This window comes from Ruminococcus sp. RTP21358st1_G6_RTP21358_211008, from assembly GCF_040908885.1.
Taxonomy (GTDB): Bacteria; Bacillota; Clostridia; order Lachnospirales; family Lachnospiraceae; genus Blautia_A; species Blautia_A faecis.
The window spans coordinates 1-17,256 of the sequence record NZ_JBDGDM010000001.1 but is presented as its reverse complement, the minus strand read 5'-3'; the positions used below and the strand labels follow the sequence as shown (position 1 = coordinate 17,256).

The 17,256-nt window shown below is 39.7% G+C and carries 19 protein-coding genes; 13 read left to right on the top strand and 6 right to left on the bottom strand.

The window, feature by feature from the left end; all coding sequences use genetic code 11:
* Position 1: 1 nt before the first annotated feature.
* The 7 genes from AB5Z12_RS00095 to AB5Z12_RS00065 all read left to right on the top strand — a co-directional run bounded on the left by AB5Z12_RS00095 (position 2) and on the right by AB5Z12_RS00065 (position 8,311).
* Positions 2 to 229, top strand: coding sequence for a transposon-transfer assisting family protein (locus AB5Z12_RS00095; protein ID WP_014081125.1), 228 nt, complete (start codon positions 2 to 4; stop codon positions 227 to 229).
* A 185-nt stretch (positions 230 to 414) separates the two neighbouring features.
* Positions 415 to 2,529 carry a penicillin-binding transpeptidase domain-containing protein gene (locus AB5Z12_RS00090; protein ID WP_014081124.1) on the top strand — a complete coding sequence of 705 codons (2,115 nt, stop codon included), beginning with the start codon at positions 415 to 417 and terminating at the stop codon, positions 2,527 to 2,529.
* The gene (locus AB5Z12_RS00085) at positions 2,477 to 3,718 is read left to right on the top strand and encodes a DUF6070 family protein (protein WP_014081123.1); all 1,242 of its coding nucleotides are present in this window, start codon (positions 2,477 to 2,479) and stop codon (positions 3,716 to 3,718) included. The genes AB5Z12_RS00090 and AB5Z12_RS00085 overlap by 53 nt, the downstream gene beginning before the upstream one ends.
* The gene (locus tag AB5Z12_RS00080) at positions 3,718 to 4,989 is read left to right on the top strand and encodes a DUF6070 family protein (RefSeq protein ID WP_014081122.1); all 1,272 of its coding nucleotides are present in this window, start codon (positions 3,718 to 3,720) and stop codon (positions 4,987 to 4,989) included. The genes AB5Z12_RS00085 and AB5Z12_RS00080 overlap by 1 nt, the downstream gene beginning before the upstream one ends.
* A gap of 27 nt (positions 4,990 to 5,016) precedes the next feature.
* The gene (locus AB5Z12_RS00075) at positions 5,017 to 6,282 is read left to right on the top strand and encodes a DUF6070 family protein (protein ID WP_014081121.1); all 1,266 of its coding nucleotides are present in this window, start codon (positions 5,017 to 5,019) and stop codon (positions 6,280 to 6,282) included.
* A 59-nt stretch (positions 6,283 to 6,341) separates the two neighbouring features.
* Entirely contained in the window at positions 6,342 to 6,782 is a 441-nt protein-coding gene (locus AB5Z12_RS00070) for a hypothetical protein (RefSeq protein ID WP_014081120.1), read from the top strand.
* 20 nt (positions 6,783 to 6,802) lie between these two features.
* A complete protein-coding gene (locus AB5Z12_RS00065; RefSeq protein ID WP_014081119.1) occupies positions 6,803 to 8,311 on the top strand; it encodes a hypothetical protein in 1,509 nt (502 codons plus the stop codon).
* A gap of 90 nt (positions 8,312 to 8,401) precedes the next feature.
* On the opposite strand, the gene AB5Z12_RS00060 is transcribed toward AB5Z12_RS00065, so the two are convergent.
* The 5 genes from AB5Z12_RS00060 to AB5Z12_RS00040 form a co-directional block, all read right to left on the bottom strand.
* The gene (locus AB5Z12_RS00060) at positions 8,402 to 10,198 is read right to left on the bottom strand and encodes a BlaR1 family beta-lactam sensor/signal transducer (protein ID WP_014081118.1); all 1,797 of its coding nucleotides are present in this window, start codon (positions 10,196 to 10,198) and stop codon (positions 8,402 to 8,404) included.
* 1 nt (position 10,199) lies between these two features.
* Positions 10,200 to 10,586, bottom strand: a complete 387-nt coding sequence (locus AB5Z12_RS00055) for a BlaI/MecI/CopY family transcriptional regulator (RefSeq protein ID WP_014081117.1) — start codon at positions 10,584 to 10,586, stop codon at positions 10,200 to 10,202.
* A 231-nt stretch (positions 10,587 to 10,817) separates the two neighbouring features.
* Positions 10,818 to 11,165: a helix-turn-helix domain-containing protein gene (locus AB5Z12_RS00050; RefSeq protein WP_014081116.1), complete on the bottom strand. Its 348-nt coding sequence runs from the start codon at positions 11,163 to 11,165 to the stop codon at positions 10,818 to 10,820.
* Positions 11,166 to 11,382: 217 nt separating this feature from the next.
* A complete protein-coding gene (locus tag AB5Z12_RS00045) occupies positions 11,383 to 12,786 on the bottom strand; it encodes a relaxase/mobilization nuclease domain-containing protein (protein WP_014081115.1) in 1,404 nt (467 codons plus the stop codon).
* Positions 12,735 to 13,412 carry a MobC family plasmid mobilization relaxosome protein gene (locus tag AB5Z12_RS00040; RefSeq protein ID WP_330582779.1) on the bottom strand — a complete coding sequence of 226 codons (678 nt, stop codon included), beginning with the start codon at positions 13,410 to 13,412 and terminating at the stop codon, positions 12,735 to 12,737. Before AB5Z12_RS00040 ends, AB5Z12_RS00045 begins: the two co-directional genes overlap by 52 nt.
* A 50-nt stretch (positions 13,413 to 13,462) precedes the next feature.
* On the opposite strand from AB5Z12_RS00040, the gene AB5Z12_RS00035 reads away from it, so the two are divergent.
* Complete coding sequence (locus tag AB5Z12_RS00035; protein ID WP_014081113.1) at positions 13,463 to 13,624, top strand: hypothetical protein; 162 nt, start codon at positions 13,463 to 13,465, stop codon at positions 13,622 to 13,624.
* Positions 13,625 to 13,627: 3 nt separating this feature from the next.
* On the top strand, positions 13,628 to 13,957 hold the full coding sequence (locus AB5Z12_RS00030; protein WP_002596376.1) for a YafY family protein: 330 nt from the start codon (positions 13,628 to 13,630) through the stop codon (positions 13,955 to 13,957).
* Between the two features lie 267 nt (positions 13,958 to 14,224).
* Here AB5Z12_RS00030 and AB5Z12_RS00025 read toward each other — a convergent pair whose 3' ends face one another.
* Positions 14,225 to 14,410 carry a hypothetical protein gene (locus tag AB5Z12_RS00025; RefSeq protein WP_136017837.1) on the bottom strand — a complete coding sequence of 62 codons (186 nt, stop codon included), beginning with the start codon at positions 14,408 to 14,410 and terminating at the stop codon, positions 14,225 to 14,227.
* 88 nt (positions 14,411 to 14,498) lie between these two features.
* Between AB5Z12_RS00025 and AB5Z12_RS00020 the strand changes: the two genes are divergently transcribed.
* The 4 genes from AB5Z12_RS00020 to AB5Z12_RS00005 all read left to right on the top strand — a co-directional run bounded on the left by AB5Z12_RS00020 (position 14,499) and on the right by AB5Z12_RS00005 (position 16,909).
* Entirely contained in the window at positions 14,499 to 14,681 is a 183-nt protein-coding gene (locus AB5Z12_RS00020; RefSeq protein WP_002596377.1) for a DUF6462 family protein, read from the top strand.
* A 107-nt stretch (positions 14,682 to 14,788) separates the two neighbouring features.
* A complete protein-coding gene (locus tag AB5Z12_RS00015; protein ID WP_002596378.1) occupies positions 14,789 to 14,971 on the top strand; it encodes a hypothetical protein in 183 nt (60 codons plus the stop codon).
* Between the two features lie 46 nt (positions 14,972 to 15,017).
* Positions 15,018 to 16,250, top strand: coding sequence for a site-specific integrase (locus tag AB5Z12_RS00010; RefSeq protein WP_002596379.1), 1,233 nt, complete (start codon positions 15,018 to 15,020; stop codon positions 16,248 to 16,250).
* 68 nt (positions 16,251 to 16,318) lie between these two features.
* Entirely contained in the window at positions 16,319 to 16,909 is a 591-nt protein-coding gene (locus AB5Z12_RS00005; RefSeq protein ID WP_368356821.1) for a methionine--tRNA ligase subunit beta, read from the top strand.
* Positions 16,910 to 17,256: the final 347 nt, after the last annotated feature.

The following is a 17,256-nucleotide window of genomic DNA, read 5'->3' as shown; positions in this document are numbered from 1 at the left end:
GATGAATAAGAGATTTACCGTAGAAGAGAGTAATTTAATCAGTATTTTTATGGAAGAAGGTATAGATTCAGATGTGGGAGGCAGAAAAAATGTCATAAATGGTATCAATAAGACACTGAAACATCTGGAGGATGATGAGATGGTTGAATTGTCATTATGTGTCCTTGCAAAATTAAAGGAATTGACGGATCATGAATTTATGAAGATGGAGTTTGTAGCGGCAGAGTAACATCAAACGTAAGGCAGAACATGGCTTTTGGTGGCTGTGTTCTGTCTTTTTGAATAAGAACTTGACTGATAAATATTACGGGTGTAATATTTATAACGAAAGGGAGTAAATTTTTTTGCTTCAAAATCTTACATTTGTAATATATAAGCGTAGTACATTGATACGAATAAGAAATGGAGGTAACGATGAAGGCAAAACATAGAACCAAAAGAATACAAAGATATAGAAAAATGTTGGGCATTATAGTGTTAATGTTAACAATTACTTTGATTGGAGTAGTTGTGAGTGCAACAGTATTATATAAAAGAAAAAATGCGTGTAAAACACCAGATACTATCTTAGTAGAGTATATGATGCATATTCCAAAACAAGAATACGAAGAAATGTATGCAATGATTGATTTGGAGTCATCTGGATATATCAGTAAGGAAGATTTTCTGAAGAGAAATTCCACTATTTATGAGGGAATTGAAATGCAAAACATGTCGATAAAAAATGTCGAGTATGTGGAGGAAGATAAAAAAGTAACATATTTGACTTCGTTTGATACAGTGGCAGGAACTATCAGCTTTGAGAATGAGGCATTTTTTATAAATGGAGAAGAAGGATATAAATTGGTTTGGGATGATTCCATGATTTTTCCTAATCTGACTTCTGCAGATAAAGTAAGAGTTTCTACTACACAGGCAGAGCGAGGAGAAATTCTGGATAGGAACGGACGTGTCCTTGCAGGAAAAGGTACAGCATCTTCAGTTGGAATTGTTCCGGGCAAGTTGGAAAACAGAGAGGAAGCAATCGCACAGATTGCAGGACTATTGGAAATCACAACGGAAGCGATAGAAAAGAACCTGTCTGCAAAGTGGGTAAAGGATGATTCTTTTGTACCTATTAAAACGATTCCAAGAGTGGAAGAAATTGAGTTAATGTCTATCAGTCCAGAGGAAGAAGTTTTAAAGGAGAAAGAAAGGCATGATAAGTTGCTGGAGATTCCCGGAGTGATGATATCTGATGTTGAAGTGCGTGAATACCCATTAGGGGAAGCCGCTGCGCATTTGGTCGGGTATGTTCAAAGCGTTACTGCGGAAGATTTAGAGGAACATGCAGGAGAAGGTTATACAGCCAATAGTGTAATCGGCAGAAGCGGAATGGAGGGCTTGTTCGAGAAAGAACTGAAAGGCCAGAACGGTTGCAGGATTTACATTGTAAATTCGGAAGATAAAGAGAAGGAGGAACTGGCTTGTATCCTGGTACAGCATGGGCAGGACATCCGGCTTACGATAGATACTGATTTGCAGGTTTCCTTGTACGAACAGTTTAAGGAAGATAAAAGCTGCTCGGTAGCCATAAATCATTATACCGGAGAGGTATTGGCTTTGGTCAGCACACCGGCTTATGACAATAACGATTTTATTATGGGATTATCGAGTGAGCAGTGGACTGTACTTAACGAGGACGAGAATAAGCCAATGTATAATCGGTTCCGGCAAGTGTGGTGTCCGGGATCTACCTTCAAACCAATTATAGCTGCGATTGGTTTACAATCAGGAGCAATCGATCCAATGGAAGATTACGGGAACGTAGGATTAAGTTGGCAAAAAGATGCATCGTGGGGTTCATATCATGTAACAACGCTTCATGCGTATGAACCAGTCATTTTAGAGAATGCCTTGATTTATTCTGATAATATTTATTTCGCAAAAGCAGCATTAAAGATTGGATCGGATGAGTTGGAGAATTCTTTGATACGGCTTGGTTTCAATGAGGAACTACCATTTGAGATTAAGATGGCAGAATCTCAGTATTCCAATACAGAAGGCATTGAAACTGAAATACAGTTAGCTGACAGCGGTTACGGACAAGGACAGATTTTAGTGAACCCGTTGCATATGGCATGTATTTATTCTGCTTTCTGTAATGAGGGAAATGTAATAAAGCCTTATTTGGTATATCAGAATGAAGCGGAAGTTGAGTATTGGATTCCGGGTGCCTTTTCTAACGAGACAGCAAGTCGTGTATTGGAAGGAACAAAGAAGGTTGTGAATGATTCTAATGGAACTGGATATGCAGCCCATCGAGATGACATTCTTTTAGCAGGAAAAACAGGTACGGCAGAAATAAAGGCATCGAAGGATGATACTTCGGGTACAGAATTAGGATGGTTTGCAATTTTTACAGCAGAAGATACGGAATGTCCTATATTGATTATCAGTATGGTAGAAGATGTGAAAGGAAGAGGAGGAAGCGGATATGTTGTTAAGAAAGACAGTCTGGTTCTGGAAGAGTGGTTTAGCAGTCATTAGTTTTGTACTGATGTTTAGTATTTCGGGGTGTAGCGATACACCACCGGAAGAAGATACAGTTTCGGAAACAGTAATTGATGTTCAGGACGTTTCAGAAGAAGAACAGGAGAATGAAGAAGAAATTATAAACATCTGCATAGATCTTTATGACAAGGCAGCAGAGGAAAATAAGTTAGATGATTTGGAAATAATTCGGAGTATTGTAAATCGTCTTGGAGAAAACGAGTATCCTGCTGTTGACAGCAGAAATCAAGTGAATATGACGGAAGCGGAGCAGGTACTGGAATTTTGTGAAAAGGTGGATGCACAGGAAGAAGCAGATATAACGATTCTTGAAGTCGGCTATTTGGGCGGATTTGTAAAATACGATTTGCACACAAAAGACGGAAATGTAGATGTGGTCAGAAGCTATTATGGATACGAAAATGGAGAAATACAGAAAGAAGTTACTGGGAGGTATCAAGCAGAGTATTGGAATTATACAGAAGAAGGTTACCTGATGTTTTCTGGTGTCTGGTTTTCAGAAGAATTATACGTTCTTACATTGAGTGGAGCAGAGGAGCATACCGCATTACGAGTACAGCCATTGGATGAAACATATAGGGAACTGAGTCGGAAATATCTTCTTCCAATCAGCTTTGAACAGAATAATATGTTTATTGTGGATTGGAGTGAAGAAGATTTTGGGGATTTGAATTTCTATGATATGTATGACATTCTTTATCCAAAAGTGAATGGTCAGTATGTTCCTTATGTTGCAGATGACAATTTGTCAGTCAGTGCAGTTTATCGGATTCCAAAAGAGGAATTTGAAAGCGTTATTATGAAATATTTCAATATTGATAGTGAAACGCTGCAATCCAAAACTGTCTATGATTCGGAGGATTCGACCTATGAATACAAACCGAGAGGCTTCGAAGAAGTAGAGTATCCGGAATACCCATATTCAGAAGTAATCGGGTATACGGAGAACAGTGATGGAACAATTACACTTACTGCTAATGTGGTATTTCCATATTCGGGAAATTCCAAAGTATATGCCCACGAGGTTGTGGTTCGTCCTTTGGAGGATGGCGGGGTACAATATGTATCCAATCGAATTATACCCTCCGAGGATAATTCTGAGGAAACATGGCATACGCCACGGTTGACGTTAGAAGAATGGGAAGAATTATACGGAGGCGAATAATGGAAGATGTGAAATGGCTGCTTAGAAGATGTGGTCTTCCGATTTTGCTGCTGTTGATTTTCGTAATAGCCGGAGTGGTCTGTTGGGGAGAACTGCATACAGAAAAGCAAAAGGTGGCAGAAGAAGTATGGGAGCCACCTGTAGAAATCGAAAATAGCGAAGCAGAAACAGAAGAAGCCGAGAATGCGGAAACTTCCACAGAGTCAGCATATTGGTTTATTCCGCAAGCCAGTGATGATCTCCTTACAGAAGAGGAGAAGGAGCAACTGCAGAGTACGGTTTTGTCAGCAGCAGAATCGGTCAGAGAAATCTATAAGGATATTGTAATTGCAGATGCACCAAGCTACTCTTCCGGTATTGGCGAATTTACCAAAGAGCAGAGGAAAGCTGTGGTGGAGCAATTGGGCAGAACCGGTCTGGTAAGTGTTGAAGAAGATACTGCTATGCAAAATCATGAAGCAATCGAAGCATTTTATGCAGATTACCTGGATGGACAAGACTCGATGGTTACGGTATTTGAAGTACAGAGAGATGGGCTGATTGGAGCAGTTACCTTTATCTATCGGAAAGGTGAGTTGCAGACCTATTACATAGGAATTCGGTGGAGAGAAGGTGGTATGCCAGAAATACAGGGAACTTCGGTAAGTAATGTGGCTGAGATTAAACTGACCGAAAAAGGATATTTTATCTACGCATATGAATATGTGATTGCACATGCAAGTTTGAGACAGTATTGGAGAATAGAACCGCTACCAGAAGACTGCCGGGAATTAACGCAAGAATACATATCAGGACTAAGTTATGTGAATTACAATCTGCTCGTTACCGATTGGGATAGCAGCAATGTGGAGGACATTCTGATGCCTTGTATGTATGAAGATGTTTATAGGATTTCTACGGGGGAAAATCTGAAAACTGAGGGTTGGAAGATTCCGGCAGAGGAATATGAAAGGATAATGACTACTTATTTTCCGGTATCGGTAGAACAGTTGAGAGAGCATTGTGGATATGATGAGGGCAGCAATAGCTATGAATATGAGATGATTTATGCCAGTCCATACCCACCTTTCGGAGAAGTAGTTGACTATACCCAAAATGCGGATGGAACGATTACACTTATCGTGGATGGAGTATGGCCGGATTATAATTCTGATCTCGCTTTTCGGAATACGGTTGTGGTCCAGCCATTTGAAGACGGAACTTTCAGGTATCTTTCCAATTCTATAGAACAAATAGAGTTGGAACTGCCGCCAATAGCAAAAGCACATTAAATTTGCTTTGAAAGAAAGGATGATATTATGGCATTAAAGAAAAAAAGCATTTTGCTGATTATGGCATTTCTGATTGGATGCTTCGTATGTGCCTGTGGAAAAGAAGATAGTATTGTGGATGAATCTCTTGTGGAAGATACGGAAGATGTATCTTCCACGGAGGAGATAAAAAGTGCCGAGGAAGAGGCTGCAGAACAATGGGAAAAGGGCTACGACCTTCCGTTAGATGAACAGGAAAGGGAAGAAGCTGAGACTGACTGTAAAAAGCAGATGGAACTTTATCTTGACATTTATGAAACTGCAGATAAAGGGATAGCATCTAATGTTGCTTTGGATGATCAAACAGTTTTGGAAATGCAGAGGAAGCTAAAGGATGCAGGATGTCCGGTTACAACAATGGTAACATATTCTAACATGGAGAATTATGAAAGTGTTGACAGTTTTCTGAAAGAATGTATGGAAGGGAAAAGTGGTTCTGCAGTAATTTATGAAGTCCACAACGATGGTGGATTGGGCAGAATGAAATTCATTTTTGATGGAACAGATATGTATGTTGTAAGTGCAAAAGGAATCTGGAATGCTGATAATAAGCCGGGGATTTCATACATTTCCTATACAAGACTAAAAGAGTGGAAATATACAGATAAGGGATGGTTCTGCTACGAGTTGTGTGTGCCGGAGCCACCGGAGGTCAGTGAAATTGTGGATGGAAGCAGCGTGATTAGAATAAAACCTATGACAGAGGAACAGCGAGAGATGTCTGAGCGCCTCGTCTTGGGACTTGGATATCAGGGACAGAACCTTTTGTGTTCCAACTGGAATACGGAAAATATGAGTGAATTGGATTATAACGGAATGTTTGAATATCTGTATGGAATGAAATATGGAGAAAAGTTCAATTCCGAAGATTATCCAAATGGTATTCCAAAAGAAGAATTCGAAAGTCTGATTATGGAATATCTTCCGATAACAGCGGAGCAGATACGAGAGTACGCAGTATTTGACGAGGAAAACCACACATATGATTGGGCTCGATTAGGATGTGGAAATTATGCACCTACTTTCTTTGGAACTTCTTTGCCAGAGGTCACGGATATCAAAGAAAATGATGATGAGACAGTCACGTTAACGGTGGAGGCGGTTTGTGATATGGTTATTTGCGATGATGCAGTCATAACCCATGAACTTACGGTAAGGTTTGCAGAGGATGGCAGTTTTCAGTATTTGGGGAATAAAATCCTAAATGACGGAATTATGCAGATACCCGATTATCAATACCGAATTAAAGAATGATTTGATAATAGTTGTGTTTTGTGGTAATCTTACAGATGTAAGAAAAGGAAGGAGGACACATGAAGAAATTAAAACTAGTTGGAATATTGGCAGCAGTTGTATTAATAGGCGGTGTGATTTCAATTCCGCTTATAAATAACCACACTGCTTATAAAGTGGAAAAGAAATTATGTGAAACACCACTGCCAGAGAAAACGGAATTGATAGAGTCAATATCACGGGCAGGGAAGCTGACAGGTAACGGAAATGGAATGCAGTATTTCGGAGCAATTCTAATTCGAAGTGACTTGTCTTTGGAAGAATTGGATGCTTACTATTCAAGGTACAGAAGTAATGAGTGGGAATGTTTGGTGAAAATTCAGGAAGGGCAGTCCATTGAGGGGATTGATCACGGGACACTACAATTTGCGGAAGAAATAAAGGACAGGGGTTATTACATTGTATATTCTTGGGGAAGTGAAAATTCTCTATTGGATGAATTGGATATACGTGGACACTAAAAACGAGATGGAGACAAATTATGAAGAAAATTTCTAATATATGTGGTTTTATTGGAATTGCTATATATGCGGTGCTGATGATTCGCATTTCAAATCTATGTCAATACGGTGGGACGAAAGTGGACTTGATTCCAATATTGATTTTGGGTGTTGTTCTTATAGCAACAATCATTTTTGGAATTGTTAGCAGTAGAAAAGAAGAAAAAATTGAAAAAGGTAAACTGTTCTGGGGAAAATGTATTGTAGTTGTTGCCCTGACCATTTTGTTTGGAGGCAGGATTATTTATTCGGCAATCCCTTATAATGGTGCATTGTCATGGAAGATTGACGAATGGCGTAACCAAAAGAAAATTGAACTTACTCATACCAACTTCTTTGAGACAGGTGTAGAAGGAATCTTGGAAGACATTGAGACAGAGTTGGATTTACCGGATGAACTTTATGTTCAAAATAAGTTCCAGCTTTCCTTTGACAAAGATGGTGAAATTCAGAGTATTTATACTTATATGTATGGAAGATATGAAAATGGAGACGAAAATACATTCCTTATTGACTATGATGTGGATGCAGATTCAAAAATGACTGTGTGTATTAATGGAGTTGCGAGCAAATCTTACGATGATGACATGAGATTACAGCCGATGCTTGAAATTTTGAAAAACGCTGATTACAAAACAAGAGTAAATAACTGGGCTGTGGAAGGATATGCAGACGATTATGAAATTCTCTATTATGGCAAGCGGGAATTTAACACAATGGAAGGATTTGTATATCTTCAAGGTGATGTGGATGGTGACGGAGTGGACAACACAGACAATGCCATTTATTCGGAACTGAATGGTGGAGCTGTTTATGGATATGAAGTCTCGCTTCATATTCCAAGTGAATCTGAGGTGACTCCGGTACGTTATTTTATGGAACCGGAAGTGATTCCGTTAGAAACTATCATCGACAGGGAGGAAGAGCAGACTATTGATGATGCTAAAGAAACAGAATCCTGGTATGTAGATAATTCCAACGGTTCTGTATATTACTGGTTGTCTGAGAATAAAGAAATTGGATGGAGATTAGTAGTTACTGATGCGGCAGCAGGAAGCCGTTATTATGAATTGGAAAAGTCATCAGATGGTGGTGAAACATGGAATGTGATAAATGCCAATCCGTTTAACAACAAGATTGGCGTGGCACTGGGAATAGAATTTTACGATGAAAATCTTGGTGTGATTGGTATGACAGGCGCTTCACAGGATGCCTCAACTTTATATGTGACATCAGATGGCGGAGTTACTTTTACACAGATGGAATTTCCAATGGAAGAGGTTACGGAACTGCCGGATATTGCTGATGAACTAGGATACACAATCGCAGATTATGATTACGCAGAGATGCCACAAGTATCCGATGGACAATGGACTGTAATCATCAAGGCAGAATACAGCAGTTACGGAGGCTTGAGATTTACATCTAACGACAATGGAAAGACATGGATGTATGAGGGATTAAGTACAGGCGAAGGTGATTTACAATAAGAAATAAAAGATACGAATAGTGTTAAAACACAAAAAATCGGGTAAAAGATTGTACGACTGACTATGACCTTTACCCGATTTTATTATGTTTTATTTCCAGATATTCATGTCTGACAAGATAGACATGGTTATTTCAGTTGCGTTGCCTCCGGTAGCATCGCTGTCTGCACTAATGTTGGTGGCAAAAAAGTATGTATTATCTGCAGTTTCGATATAACCGATGAACCATCCGTTTACATCCTGTCCATTAACACGGCCAGTTCCGGTTTTTCCGTAGAATGTTCCGGCATCGGAAGCTGAAAGGCAGATGGCATCTTTTACTGCATTGATATTTTCAGGGGCGAAGCCGAAACTGTTATTCTGCAGCTTGGTTAAAAGTTCGACCTGTTCTATTGGAGAGATTTCCAAGGAGGATTCCATCCAATAAGAGGAGAAATCGCCACTCATGTTTTCGTTACCATATCCGATTTCTTGAACATAGCTGTAAACGTCAGAGGTTCCAAGCTGTTCGTCTACTGCTTGAAAATACCAATTCACAGAGGAGTTCATTGCAGACTGTAAGGTCTGATCTGCGTTCCATGCTTCAAATGGATAGGTTTCTCCATTCCATGCAATGAACGAATTTTCTGGTGTAATGACGCCTTCTTCCAATCCGAACAAAGCATCGTATATCTTGTAGGTGGAGTTTGGAGCAACCCGTAAGGTGGCATGCTCCATGTCATGTATACTCCATGCATCGTTTTCCAAATCGTATAAAACAAAGCTGCCTTCGTATTCTCTGAAGTATGTGGAGAGGTCTACATAGGAAATATTCTCAGAAGAGGAATCCCATTGGTAGTGGCTTCCATCTGCTGCGTATGTAGAAATAAAAGGTGCGAATCCAAGGAGAAGGACAGCAGTCAACATGAATGCAGTCATACCTTTTACTCTTTTTATAAATGTCGGCTTCTCATAAGATGCAATGTTGATAATTCTCCGTTTCATCTGCTTCATGTTTCCACCAAGACCGGCGGCAAACGGAAATGGAGTAAGTGAAATCTTTTCCGCAAAATTGATCAGTGTATTACCATAATCTGCATAATCATCCTCCTCAAGCATCTTTAAAACAGAGGTGTCACAGGCAACCTCTCTGTCATTACGCATTTCTTTCAGAGCATACCAGACAAGAGGATTGAACCAATATATTACTCCGGCAAAGTTCATTAGATAGTTGGCAATAGCATCTTTGTGCTTATAGTGCTGTAGCTCGTGTAACAGCATGTATCGCATGTCCGATTCGTTATAATCTGAGATGAGATGAATCGGCAGATAAATACAAGGTTTCAAAAGCCCCACAATAATCGGAGATTTCAAAAATGCAGTACTGTAAACATGGATATTTCTGTTAATTCCCATTTCTTTCATACATCGATGATATAGTTTTCGGACTTCCGGGTTCTGAAGGGGAAGTGCAGATTTTTTCAAGTTCTGTAAGCGGATAGAGGACTTGATTACCAATATAATCATTGCAAGGATGCCTACAAGCCATATTCCAAATAGTATGTATCCGATGCTGGATGGAGTCTCACTATTTACCGAAAGGGCAAAGTCATTCATCCAGTCTGCATTTCCGGCTGGATTGATCCCAACAGCTTCTCCTATGGCGGTTCTGGTGCCAGAAGTAGGAGAACTTTTCAGGCTACTGAGCCACGAGAGGATTTGCGGAAACCCAATTAAACGGAACGGTATAAAAGGAACTACCAACAATCCAAGTAGCAGGAACCATAGATTATACTGCATCCGGCTGGATAGGTTGACTTTGAATATCCGCTTGGCTATCAAAAGAATTCCGATGATACCGCTGATAAATACATTGCATATTAAAAAGCGTATCATAAAATCAGCCATGTTAATTACCTCCTTTTTTTGACCTCTTGGAAAGAAGAGAGCGGAGAGTGTCTATTTCCGTTTCGGACAGTCTGTCATTTTCTATATATGCAGACAGCATGGCAGTGATGTCTCCATCGTAGTATCGTTCTAGAAAAGAGTTACTTTCCTGACCGATGTATTCACTTTCTTTCACAACTGGAGTGTAAACAAACACCCGACTTTGTTTTTCATAAGTCAGAACGCCCTTGTTCACTAGACGTTTAATTAGAGTTTGTATTGTTTTTGGACTCCAGTTCGTAGTCTGTAATAATTTATCAGTTATTTCATTGGTGCTGATCGGCGCATGTTTCCATACGATTTTCATAACTTCAAATTCAGCTTCAGAAATCTGTGGTAAATCGCTCATTTCAAATCCCTCCTTAAATCTTACGGCTGTAATAAAAATATTATAGATGTTATTTGTGTAGTTGTCAATTTAAGAGAAAATAGATTGACTTGAAATCTTACTTATGTAATAATTCAAATATTACATAAGTAAGAATTTAAAAAAGGAGTGGAATCAGGATGATTGAAATTGTAAATAAAGTGCTTTGAAAATAAGAAAACCAATAGAGTCACAAGGAGTCTATTGGCATTCTTACAGAGTTGGATGGTCTTGCTTGTGCAGCAGATCAAGCAGATAACGAACCATAGGCAATAAATCCGCAGCCTCCTGTTCCGTGCAGTCATTCAGCAGGGTCAGGAGTTTTTGGAGATTTGGCTGTTGGTTTGCGTTGGCTGGGTAGAAAATCTTATCGGCGGGTATCTTCAGATATGTAATCAAAGGATACAGCTTATCATATTTGGGGTTACCACGTCCGGCTTCAATATTTAGTATGGTGCGGGTATCCATATTAAGAGTTTCAGCCAGCTTTTCTTGTGAAAGTCCGAGTTCGGTACGGGCTTCACGCACTGCAATGGCAAGAATTTGTTTTATGTCATGCATTATAATTCACCTCGATAGTAGTTTACAATACCTATTAAAACGAGTGAATTGCAATAGAATACAGTGTAGATATGGAGTGTAATACATGGATGTAAAGTATGTGAAAATACATAGAAAAAGAATAGTGAAAAGTTTTGAGATAGCAGCATATTACACACTAAGGTGTATCGCAAAGAAGTATAAAACTTCAACGCGATACACCTTTTTTGTGGGGAAATCAGAGCGTTGTAAAGTCTTTTTCCGGTTTGCGGTTTGTGGTCTGTTCCTGTCCCGGAGTCCGGTCAAGATACTGGTTCAGATTATCCAGTTTTCGGTTGAGAGCCTGTATGTCTTTTTCAGCAGATTTATAGGTTTTCTGCAAGGCTTCTTTCTTGGCATACAGAGCATTGTAATCATTACGAAACTTATCAATATCAAAATGTTTTAAGCTGATTCCAAAGCGTTTCAGCATATTTTCTGCACCGTCATGGAGCAGGAGTTCTGTTTCATGGTGGCGGAGATAAGCGTCAGGGTCTTTCGATTTCCGGTAACGGATGTGATAGATATGATTGCTCTGATATTGTTCAGCGTATTTCAATATCTGTCCTAAATCCTTTAGCTGACGTTCTGTTTCCACAAGACTGTTCCGTGCGGTTTTTGCAAGAACAGACTTACTTTCAATCTGTTTTTCAAGCTCGATGATAGAACCTGCTTTACTGTAACTGCTGGCAGCGATTTTGAGATTTTCAATCGCTGCCCAATGCTGCAGACCGGGGCTTTGCGTGAACTTTTCTTCCGAGGTGTCAATGAGCGTTCGGGAAGAATAATCCTTGATAAGAGGTTTTTTTCGGGCAGGGAATGGGACACGTTTTTGTGTCTGTGCTAAAGCCTTTGTTTCTACCCGTTCCTTAATCCGTTCTTTGGTGTATTCTGCACCCAAAGACTTTAAGCTGCCACGGACAAAATGCTCCCGGTCAAGGGGGCGGAAGGAAATGTACTTTAAGGCGTTTTCTCCAATGGTTTCGCCTTTGATTTCATAACCTTTTGCCCGTATCAGCTCCATGCACTGTTCATATGTATCAGCGTTTTGAATTGCTTCATCAATGTCCTGCTTGAGCTTGATTTTCCACGAGGTGCCATTTCTGCCGGATGTCCATTCTTTATAACTTTTACCACGCTGGTTTGTGGGAGAAATGACGGATAACTGATGCTTGGAACACAGCTCATCATTCAGGCGGCGAATGTGGTAGTAGGTCTGTTTACAGTCATGATATTTTTCGTGATTCACATTATCTGCGGCACAGAAAATGATGTGGTTGTGAACGTGACCTTTATCAATATGAGTGGAAACGATATAAGAAAATTTCCCCTCTAACAGCTTGTCGGCAAGCTCCACACCGATCTGATGTGCTTCCTTATAAGATACCTCTCCCGGAGCGAAAGCCTGTATCAGATGAAAGGCTTTGTTGGGGTCTGCCTGATTTGTTTTTGACAGAGCAAATTTGAAGTCAAAGGCAGCGGTTTCAGGACTGCATCCGAAGGAAGAAATGAGACTACTTTCATCTGTTTTTTGGGAATTACAGATATAGTTTACTGCCTTATGGACGGTTGCCTGGATAGCATGGATTTTTGTGATTGCCATACCTGTTTCATCAGCTCCTTTACTTCGTTTACATCGGCTTTATAGACATTGCCAGTAGCATTCATCCGCTTGGCAATCTGGTTCAGATTATTGCCGATACGGGCGAGCGTGGTGTTGTATTCCCGCAGGTGTTCGTAGTTTACATCGTAGACATAGCCATACAAAATCAGATGCCGAATAAATGCGGATTTGCTCTTCATGCCGGAGGCTTTCCATTTCTGATCTAAGATGTATTGCTCGTCATCGCTGAGATAGATTTTAAGTTCATTTTGTCTTTCTCGGTTTGCCATTGCAGTATCAGTCCTTTCCTTATTTGTATAAAAGATTTTCAAATATGCCGTAGCCGGCGGTTGTTTTTTGCTTTTAGGGGGACAGGGGGATATGCCCCATGCAAGCCAATTTCTGCAAGTTTTCACTTGGTAGAAATTTGCGGAAATGGTGCCTGTGAGGGAACACAGGCAGTGCTTGCTATTCTTCTGCAAATTACCCGTAGGGAATTTGCGTGTTGCGTGAGTATAGGCGAGCGGTTTGCAACACAGTAGGGCGTTACCGCCCTTGTTATGGATAGCGTTGATAATTCGACTTTGCAGTTGGGCAGAAGCAATAAAAAAACTGCCACGGTTCATAAGGGCATTGATTGCCCGTAAAAACTCCATAGCAGTTTGTGTGACTTTTTATGATTTTTGATTCTATCCATAATGATTTTATCAATGGGAAAGGGGAAAGTCAATGGCTGGAGAGAGATAAAAGATTTACAGAGAAATTTAGGGGAATAAGCAAAGATACTGCATATTCTGCATTTAAAATTAGAATTGGAAAACCAGAAGAGAGGGGGTGAAGCATGAATACCGTACATCGTAGAACGGAAATAATCAATATTCTTATTATCAGACGACATACAACAGCGAATGAATTGGCACAGGAATTTGGCGTTTCCATTCGCACGATACAGTATGATATTCAGGCTTTAACTCCGGTTTATCCGATTTATACAAAACAGGGAGAGAACGGAGGAATTTTTATAAGAGAGGATTACAAGCCTTATGCCAATTCGCTGACACCTATGGAAGTAGCTGCCTTGCATGAATTATATGATTGGACGGAGGGCATACATAAAAAAGTTTTATTTCAAGTCCTAAGAAAATATGGACCGGATAAATTACAACTTTGATCTTGTCATTCTGATAAAGCACATAATTTTTACAGAACCGTTCATAGCAGACGGAAGTGTGCTTATGTGCTTTTTAGGCTGACAATTTCAGCTTTGATTTTATCCAAAATGCAGACGATGTCTGCGATTGTACCTTGACAATTTCATAAACCAATGCGTACAGGACGTGTGGAATATGTGGAGCCGCTTTGAGGATACGCCATAAGACACCTGCTTTTGCCTTTGGCAGAGGTGGATACGAAGGAATATTGAAAGCAGATATTGAAGTTAAGGTGTGGAGCGAGAAATATCCGGCATAAATGTGTAGCAGTTACACGGAGGCGTTGATACATATTTTTGATAATGATACTTCCGGCTTAGTCCGGTCAGATAAGATGACGGTGCGATACCGATGTGGGTAGTGTAATGAGCTGCTACCTGTACGGATTTTTTAATATCTTCCAATAAAAGCATATTTGTTTGTTAAGTATGTTTTTATTGGCAGATATGCCATAACCATAGCAAGAGAAAAAGAACACACTTTGAAAAGGTAGGTGGAAGAATGCAGGCAAAAGTGAACACAAAAAATTTTATAAGGTATGACGAGGGTGCGGAGAGGTATTCTATGAGTAAACACAGCTTTATGAAATTGGCACAGGATGCTCGTGCTGTTTATAAAATTAACCGTATCACATTGGTAAACGTGAAGATTTTTGAGGAGTATTTGGAATCTTTTCGGGCGTAGACATGATAAGAAAGAGGAAAACGAATTATTGTATATCAAAAAGTATTTGACTTTTTGATATACAAGTAGTAAAATGAAGTCAGGTTATGAAAGGCAGGTGTTGACGGATGGCAAGAATGGGTAGACCTAAGTTAGAAAATCCGAGAAGTGAAGGTGTATTCATCCGTCTTACAAAAGATGAGCATACAGATATAACAGAGTATGCCAGCTCTCATGATCTGACCATAACACAGACGCTTGTTCAAGGATTTAGAAAGCTGCAAGAGCAGGATAATACCGAGAATGAGTAATGGCATTTGTGACCTCTTTCTTATATTGAGAGGAAGGTGGTACATAATGTCAATGTCGAGAAAAGATTCAAAAGGCAGAGTATTAAGGAAAGGCGAAAGTCAGAGGAAAAACGACGGAAGGTATATCTACCAGTACACCGATTCGACAGGTAAAAGGCGGGTCGTTTATTCAAATGACCTGTTGGAGTTAAGGGAAAAGGAAAAAGAACTTGTTCGCAATCAGTTGGACGGTCTTGAAAGCTATTGCAGTGGAAAGACAACTTTGAACTATGCATTTGACAGGTATATTTCAACGAAGTATGATTTGAAAGAACACACACGGGTAAATTATAAGTATATGTATAACCGTTTTGTCAGAGATACTTTTGGAAAAAGAATCATCAATGATATAAAGTATTCTGATGTGAAATTCTTTTATTGTTCGTTGATGAACATATTGGGGTTACAGGCGAATACATTGGATAATATTCATACGATTCTGCACCCAACCTTTCAGATGGCAGTTAGGGACAATGTGATACGCAATAATCCGGCAAGCGGTGTAATGGCAGAAATCAAAAAGGCGAATGGAAAGAATAAGGGCATAAGACACGCACTTACATTGGAACAGCAGAGAGCATTTTTGAACTATGTATCGAACAGTCCTGTGTATTGCCATTGGTTGCCACTGTTTACAGCACTTTTTGGAACGGGATGTCGCATAGGAGAAATGATAGGGCTGCGTTGGGAAGATTTGGATTATGAGAATAAAACCATTAGTATAAACCATGCGGCTATCTATCGAGTAATGGAGAATGGAAAGAGTGAATTTCATATTTCTTCGCCAAAGACAGAAGCCGGGATTCGTACTATTCCGATGATGCAGGCTGTAGAACAGGCATTTAAGGATGAATACGAAGCACAGAAAGAAACCGGTTTTAATGTGCAAGTGGTTGATGGTATGAGTGGGTTTATCTTTTGCAATAAAGACGGAATTATCCATAAACCCAGCGTAATCAACAGTGCAATCAAAAGAATTTACGAAGCCTACAATGCCGAAGAAATTATTAAGGCAAAACGGGAGAGCAGACGCCCGGTATTGATTCCTCATTTTTCGTGTCATCATATCCGACACACATTTTGCACCAGATTTTGTGAAAATGAAAGAAATCTGAAAGTGATTCAAAGTATTATGGGTCATGCAAATATTGAAACAACGATGGATATTTATGCGGAAGCAACAGATGTGAAGAAAAAGGAAGCAATTAAAGCTCTGGAAAATAATAGTGATATATTTTAGGAAGAAGTCCTTGCAAGGGGACGATTTCCAAGACAAACCTGACATCAAAAAAGTCAGAATACATCAAAATGACATTAGTTTGTTGGATTTTGGTGGACAAATATGGACTGGCGATATATAATGAAAATCGTGTAAAAAAGCGTTTATCAACTTATTTGGACTGTGGTGGATTAGCTTCGGTTATATTCCCGACAATGAGATCTCTTGATGCTGACAAGGCTTCCTCAAAGTCAAAAAATGGCACTGATTCAGCACAGGTTGCACCTGTAGTTGAAGAGAAAATTGATTTCTCCAAGGTACAGATTGAGCCGCTGTTCACTGATTATGTAGACTTTGATACTTTCAGCAAGTCAGATTTCAGAGCCGTTAAGGTTAAAGAGTGTGTTGCAGTTCCGAAGAGCAAAAAGCTCCTTCAGTTTACACTGGATGATGGAACAGGCACAGACCGCACCATTTTAAGCGGAATCCACGCATTTTACGAGCCAGAAGAACTGGTTGGCAAGACACTGATCGCAATTACAAACCTGCCGCCAAGAGCAATGATGGGAATTGAATCCTGCGGAATGCTTCTCAGTGCAATCCATGAGGAAGAGGGAGAAGAAAAACTTCACCTTCTGATGGTTGATAACCACATCCCAGCTGGTGCTAAACTGTATTAATAAAAGAATATCAAAAAATAACACTATGCTTTGTACCAATTTTCGAGAGTTTGTACCAATTTTGTACCAATCATTCGGAGATTTTTGAAGAAGTATGGTAGGATATGTGAATGGAAGAGACTGGAAATTTGAATTCTGGTCTCTTTTTTTATATCTTCAAATCTGTAGCAAGGTGTAAATATTTAGATATACTCATAGAAGGGAGAAGTGGAACCAGAGCAGGTTCGGAACATTATGGACAGTATGATAAGAAAATTGTATGACATGGAGCTGGAAGAACTGGGACGGAGCGGCTGGCAGGATGAAAAATTACTGTCAGAAGTCAGAAAACTTCTGGAAAATAACAA

What these genes read in the sequence shown, in the direction of transcription:
- AB5Z12_RS00095 (WP_014081125.1), top strand. Translation starts at nt 2, where the DNA reads ATGAATAAGAGATTTACCGTAGAAGAGAGTAATTTAATCAGTATTTTT.
- AB5Z12_RS00090 (WP_014081124.1), top strand. Translation starts at nt 415, where the DNA reads ATGAAGGCAAAACATAGAACCAAAAGAATACAAAGATATAGAAAAATG.
- AB5Z12_RS00085 (WP_014081123.1), top strand. Translation starts at nt 2,477, where the DNA reads ATGTTGTTAAGAAAGACAGTCTGGTTCTGGAAGAGTGGTTTAGCAGTC.
- AB5Z12_RS00080 (WP_014081122.1), top strand. Translation starts at nt 3,718, where the DNA reads ATGGAAGATGTGAAATGGCTGCTTAGAAGATGTGGTCTTCCGATTTTG.
- AB5Z12_RS00075 (WP_014081121.1), top strand. Translation starts at nt 5,017, where the DNA reads ATGGCATTAAAGAAAAAAAGCATTTTGCTGATTATGGCATTTCTGATT.
- AB5Z12_RS00070 (WP_014081120.1), top strand. Translation starts at nt 6,342, where the DNA reads ATGAAGAAATTAAAACTAGTTGGAATATTGGCAGCAGTTGTATTAATA.
- AB5Z12_RS00065 (WP_014081119.1), top strand. Translation starts at nt 6,803, where the DNA reads ATGAAGAAAATTTCTAATATATGTGGTTTTATTGGAATTGCTATATAT.
- AB5Z12_RS00060 (WP_014081118.1), bottom strand. Translation starts at nt 10,198, where the DNA reads ATGGCTGATTTTATGATACGCTTTTTAATATGCAATGTATTTATCAGC.
- AB5Z12_RS00055 (WP_014081117.1), bottom strand. Translation starts at nt 10,586, where the DNA reads ATGAGCGATTTACCACAGATTTCTGAAGCTGAATTTGAAGTTATGAAA.
- AB5Z12_RS00050 (WP_014081116.1), bottom strand. Translation starts at nt 11,165, where the DNA reads ATGCATGACATAAAACAAATTCTTGCCATTGCAGTGCGTGAAGCCCGT.
- AB5Z12_RS00045 (WP_014081115.1), bottom strand. Translation starts at nt 12,786, where the DNA reads ATGGCAATCACAAAAATCCATGCTATCCAGGCAACCGTCCATAAGGCA.
- AB5Z12_RS00040 (WP_330582779.1), bottom strand. Translation starts at nt 13,412, where the DNA reads ATGAACCGTGGCAGTTTTTTTATTGCTTCTGCCCAACTGCAAAGTCGA.
- AB5Z12_RS00035 (WP_014081113.1), top strand. Translation starts at nt 13,463, where the DNA reads ATGATTTTTGATTCTATCCATAATGATTTTATCAATGGGAAAGGGGAA.
- AB5Z12_RS00030 (WP_002596376.1), top strand. Translation starts at nt 13,628, where the DNA reads ATGAATACCGTACATCGTAGAACGGAAATAATCAATATTCTTATTATC.
- AB5Z12_RS00025 (WP_136017837.1), bottom strand. Translation starts at nt 14,410, where the DNA reads ATGCTTTTATTGGAAGATATTAAAAAATCCGTACAGGTAGCAGCTCAT.
- AB5Z12_RS00020 (WP_002596377.1), top strand. Translation starts at nt 14,499, where the DNA reads ATGCAGGCAAAAGTGAACACAAAAAATTTTATAAGGTATGACGAGGGT.
- AB5Z12_RS00015 (WP_002596378.1), top strand. Translation starts at nt 14,789, where the DNA reads ATGGCAAGAATGGGTAGACCTAAGTTAGAAAATCCGAGAAGTGAAGGT.
- AB5Z12_RS00010 (WP_002596379.1), top strand. Translation starts at nt 15,018, where the DNA reads ATGTCAATGTCGAGAAAAGATTCAAAAGGCAGAGTATTAAGGAAAGGC.
- AB5Z12_RS00005 (WP_368356821.1), top strand. Translation starts at nt 16,319, where the DNA reads ATGACATTAGTTTGTTGGATTTTGGTGGACAAATATGGACTGGCGATA.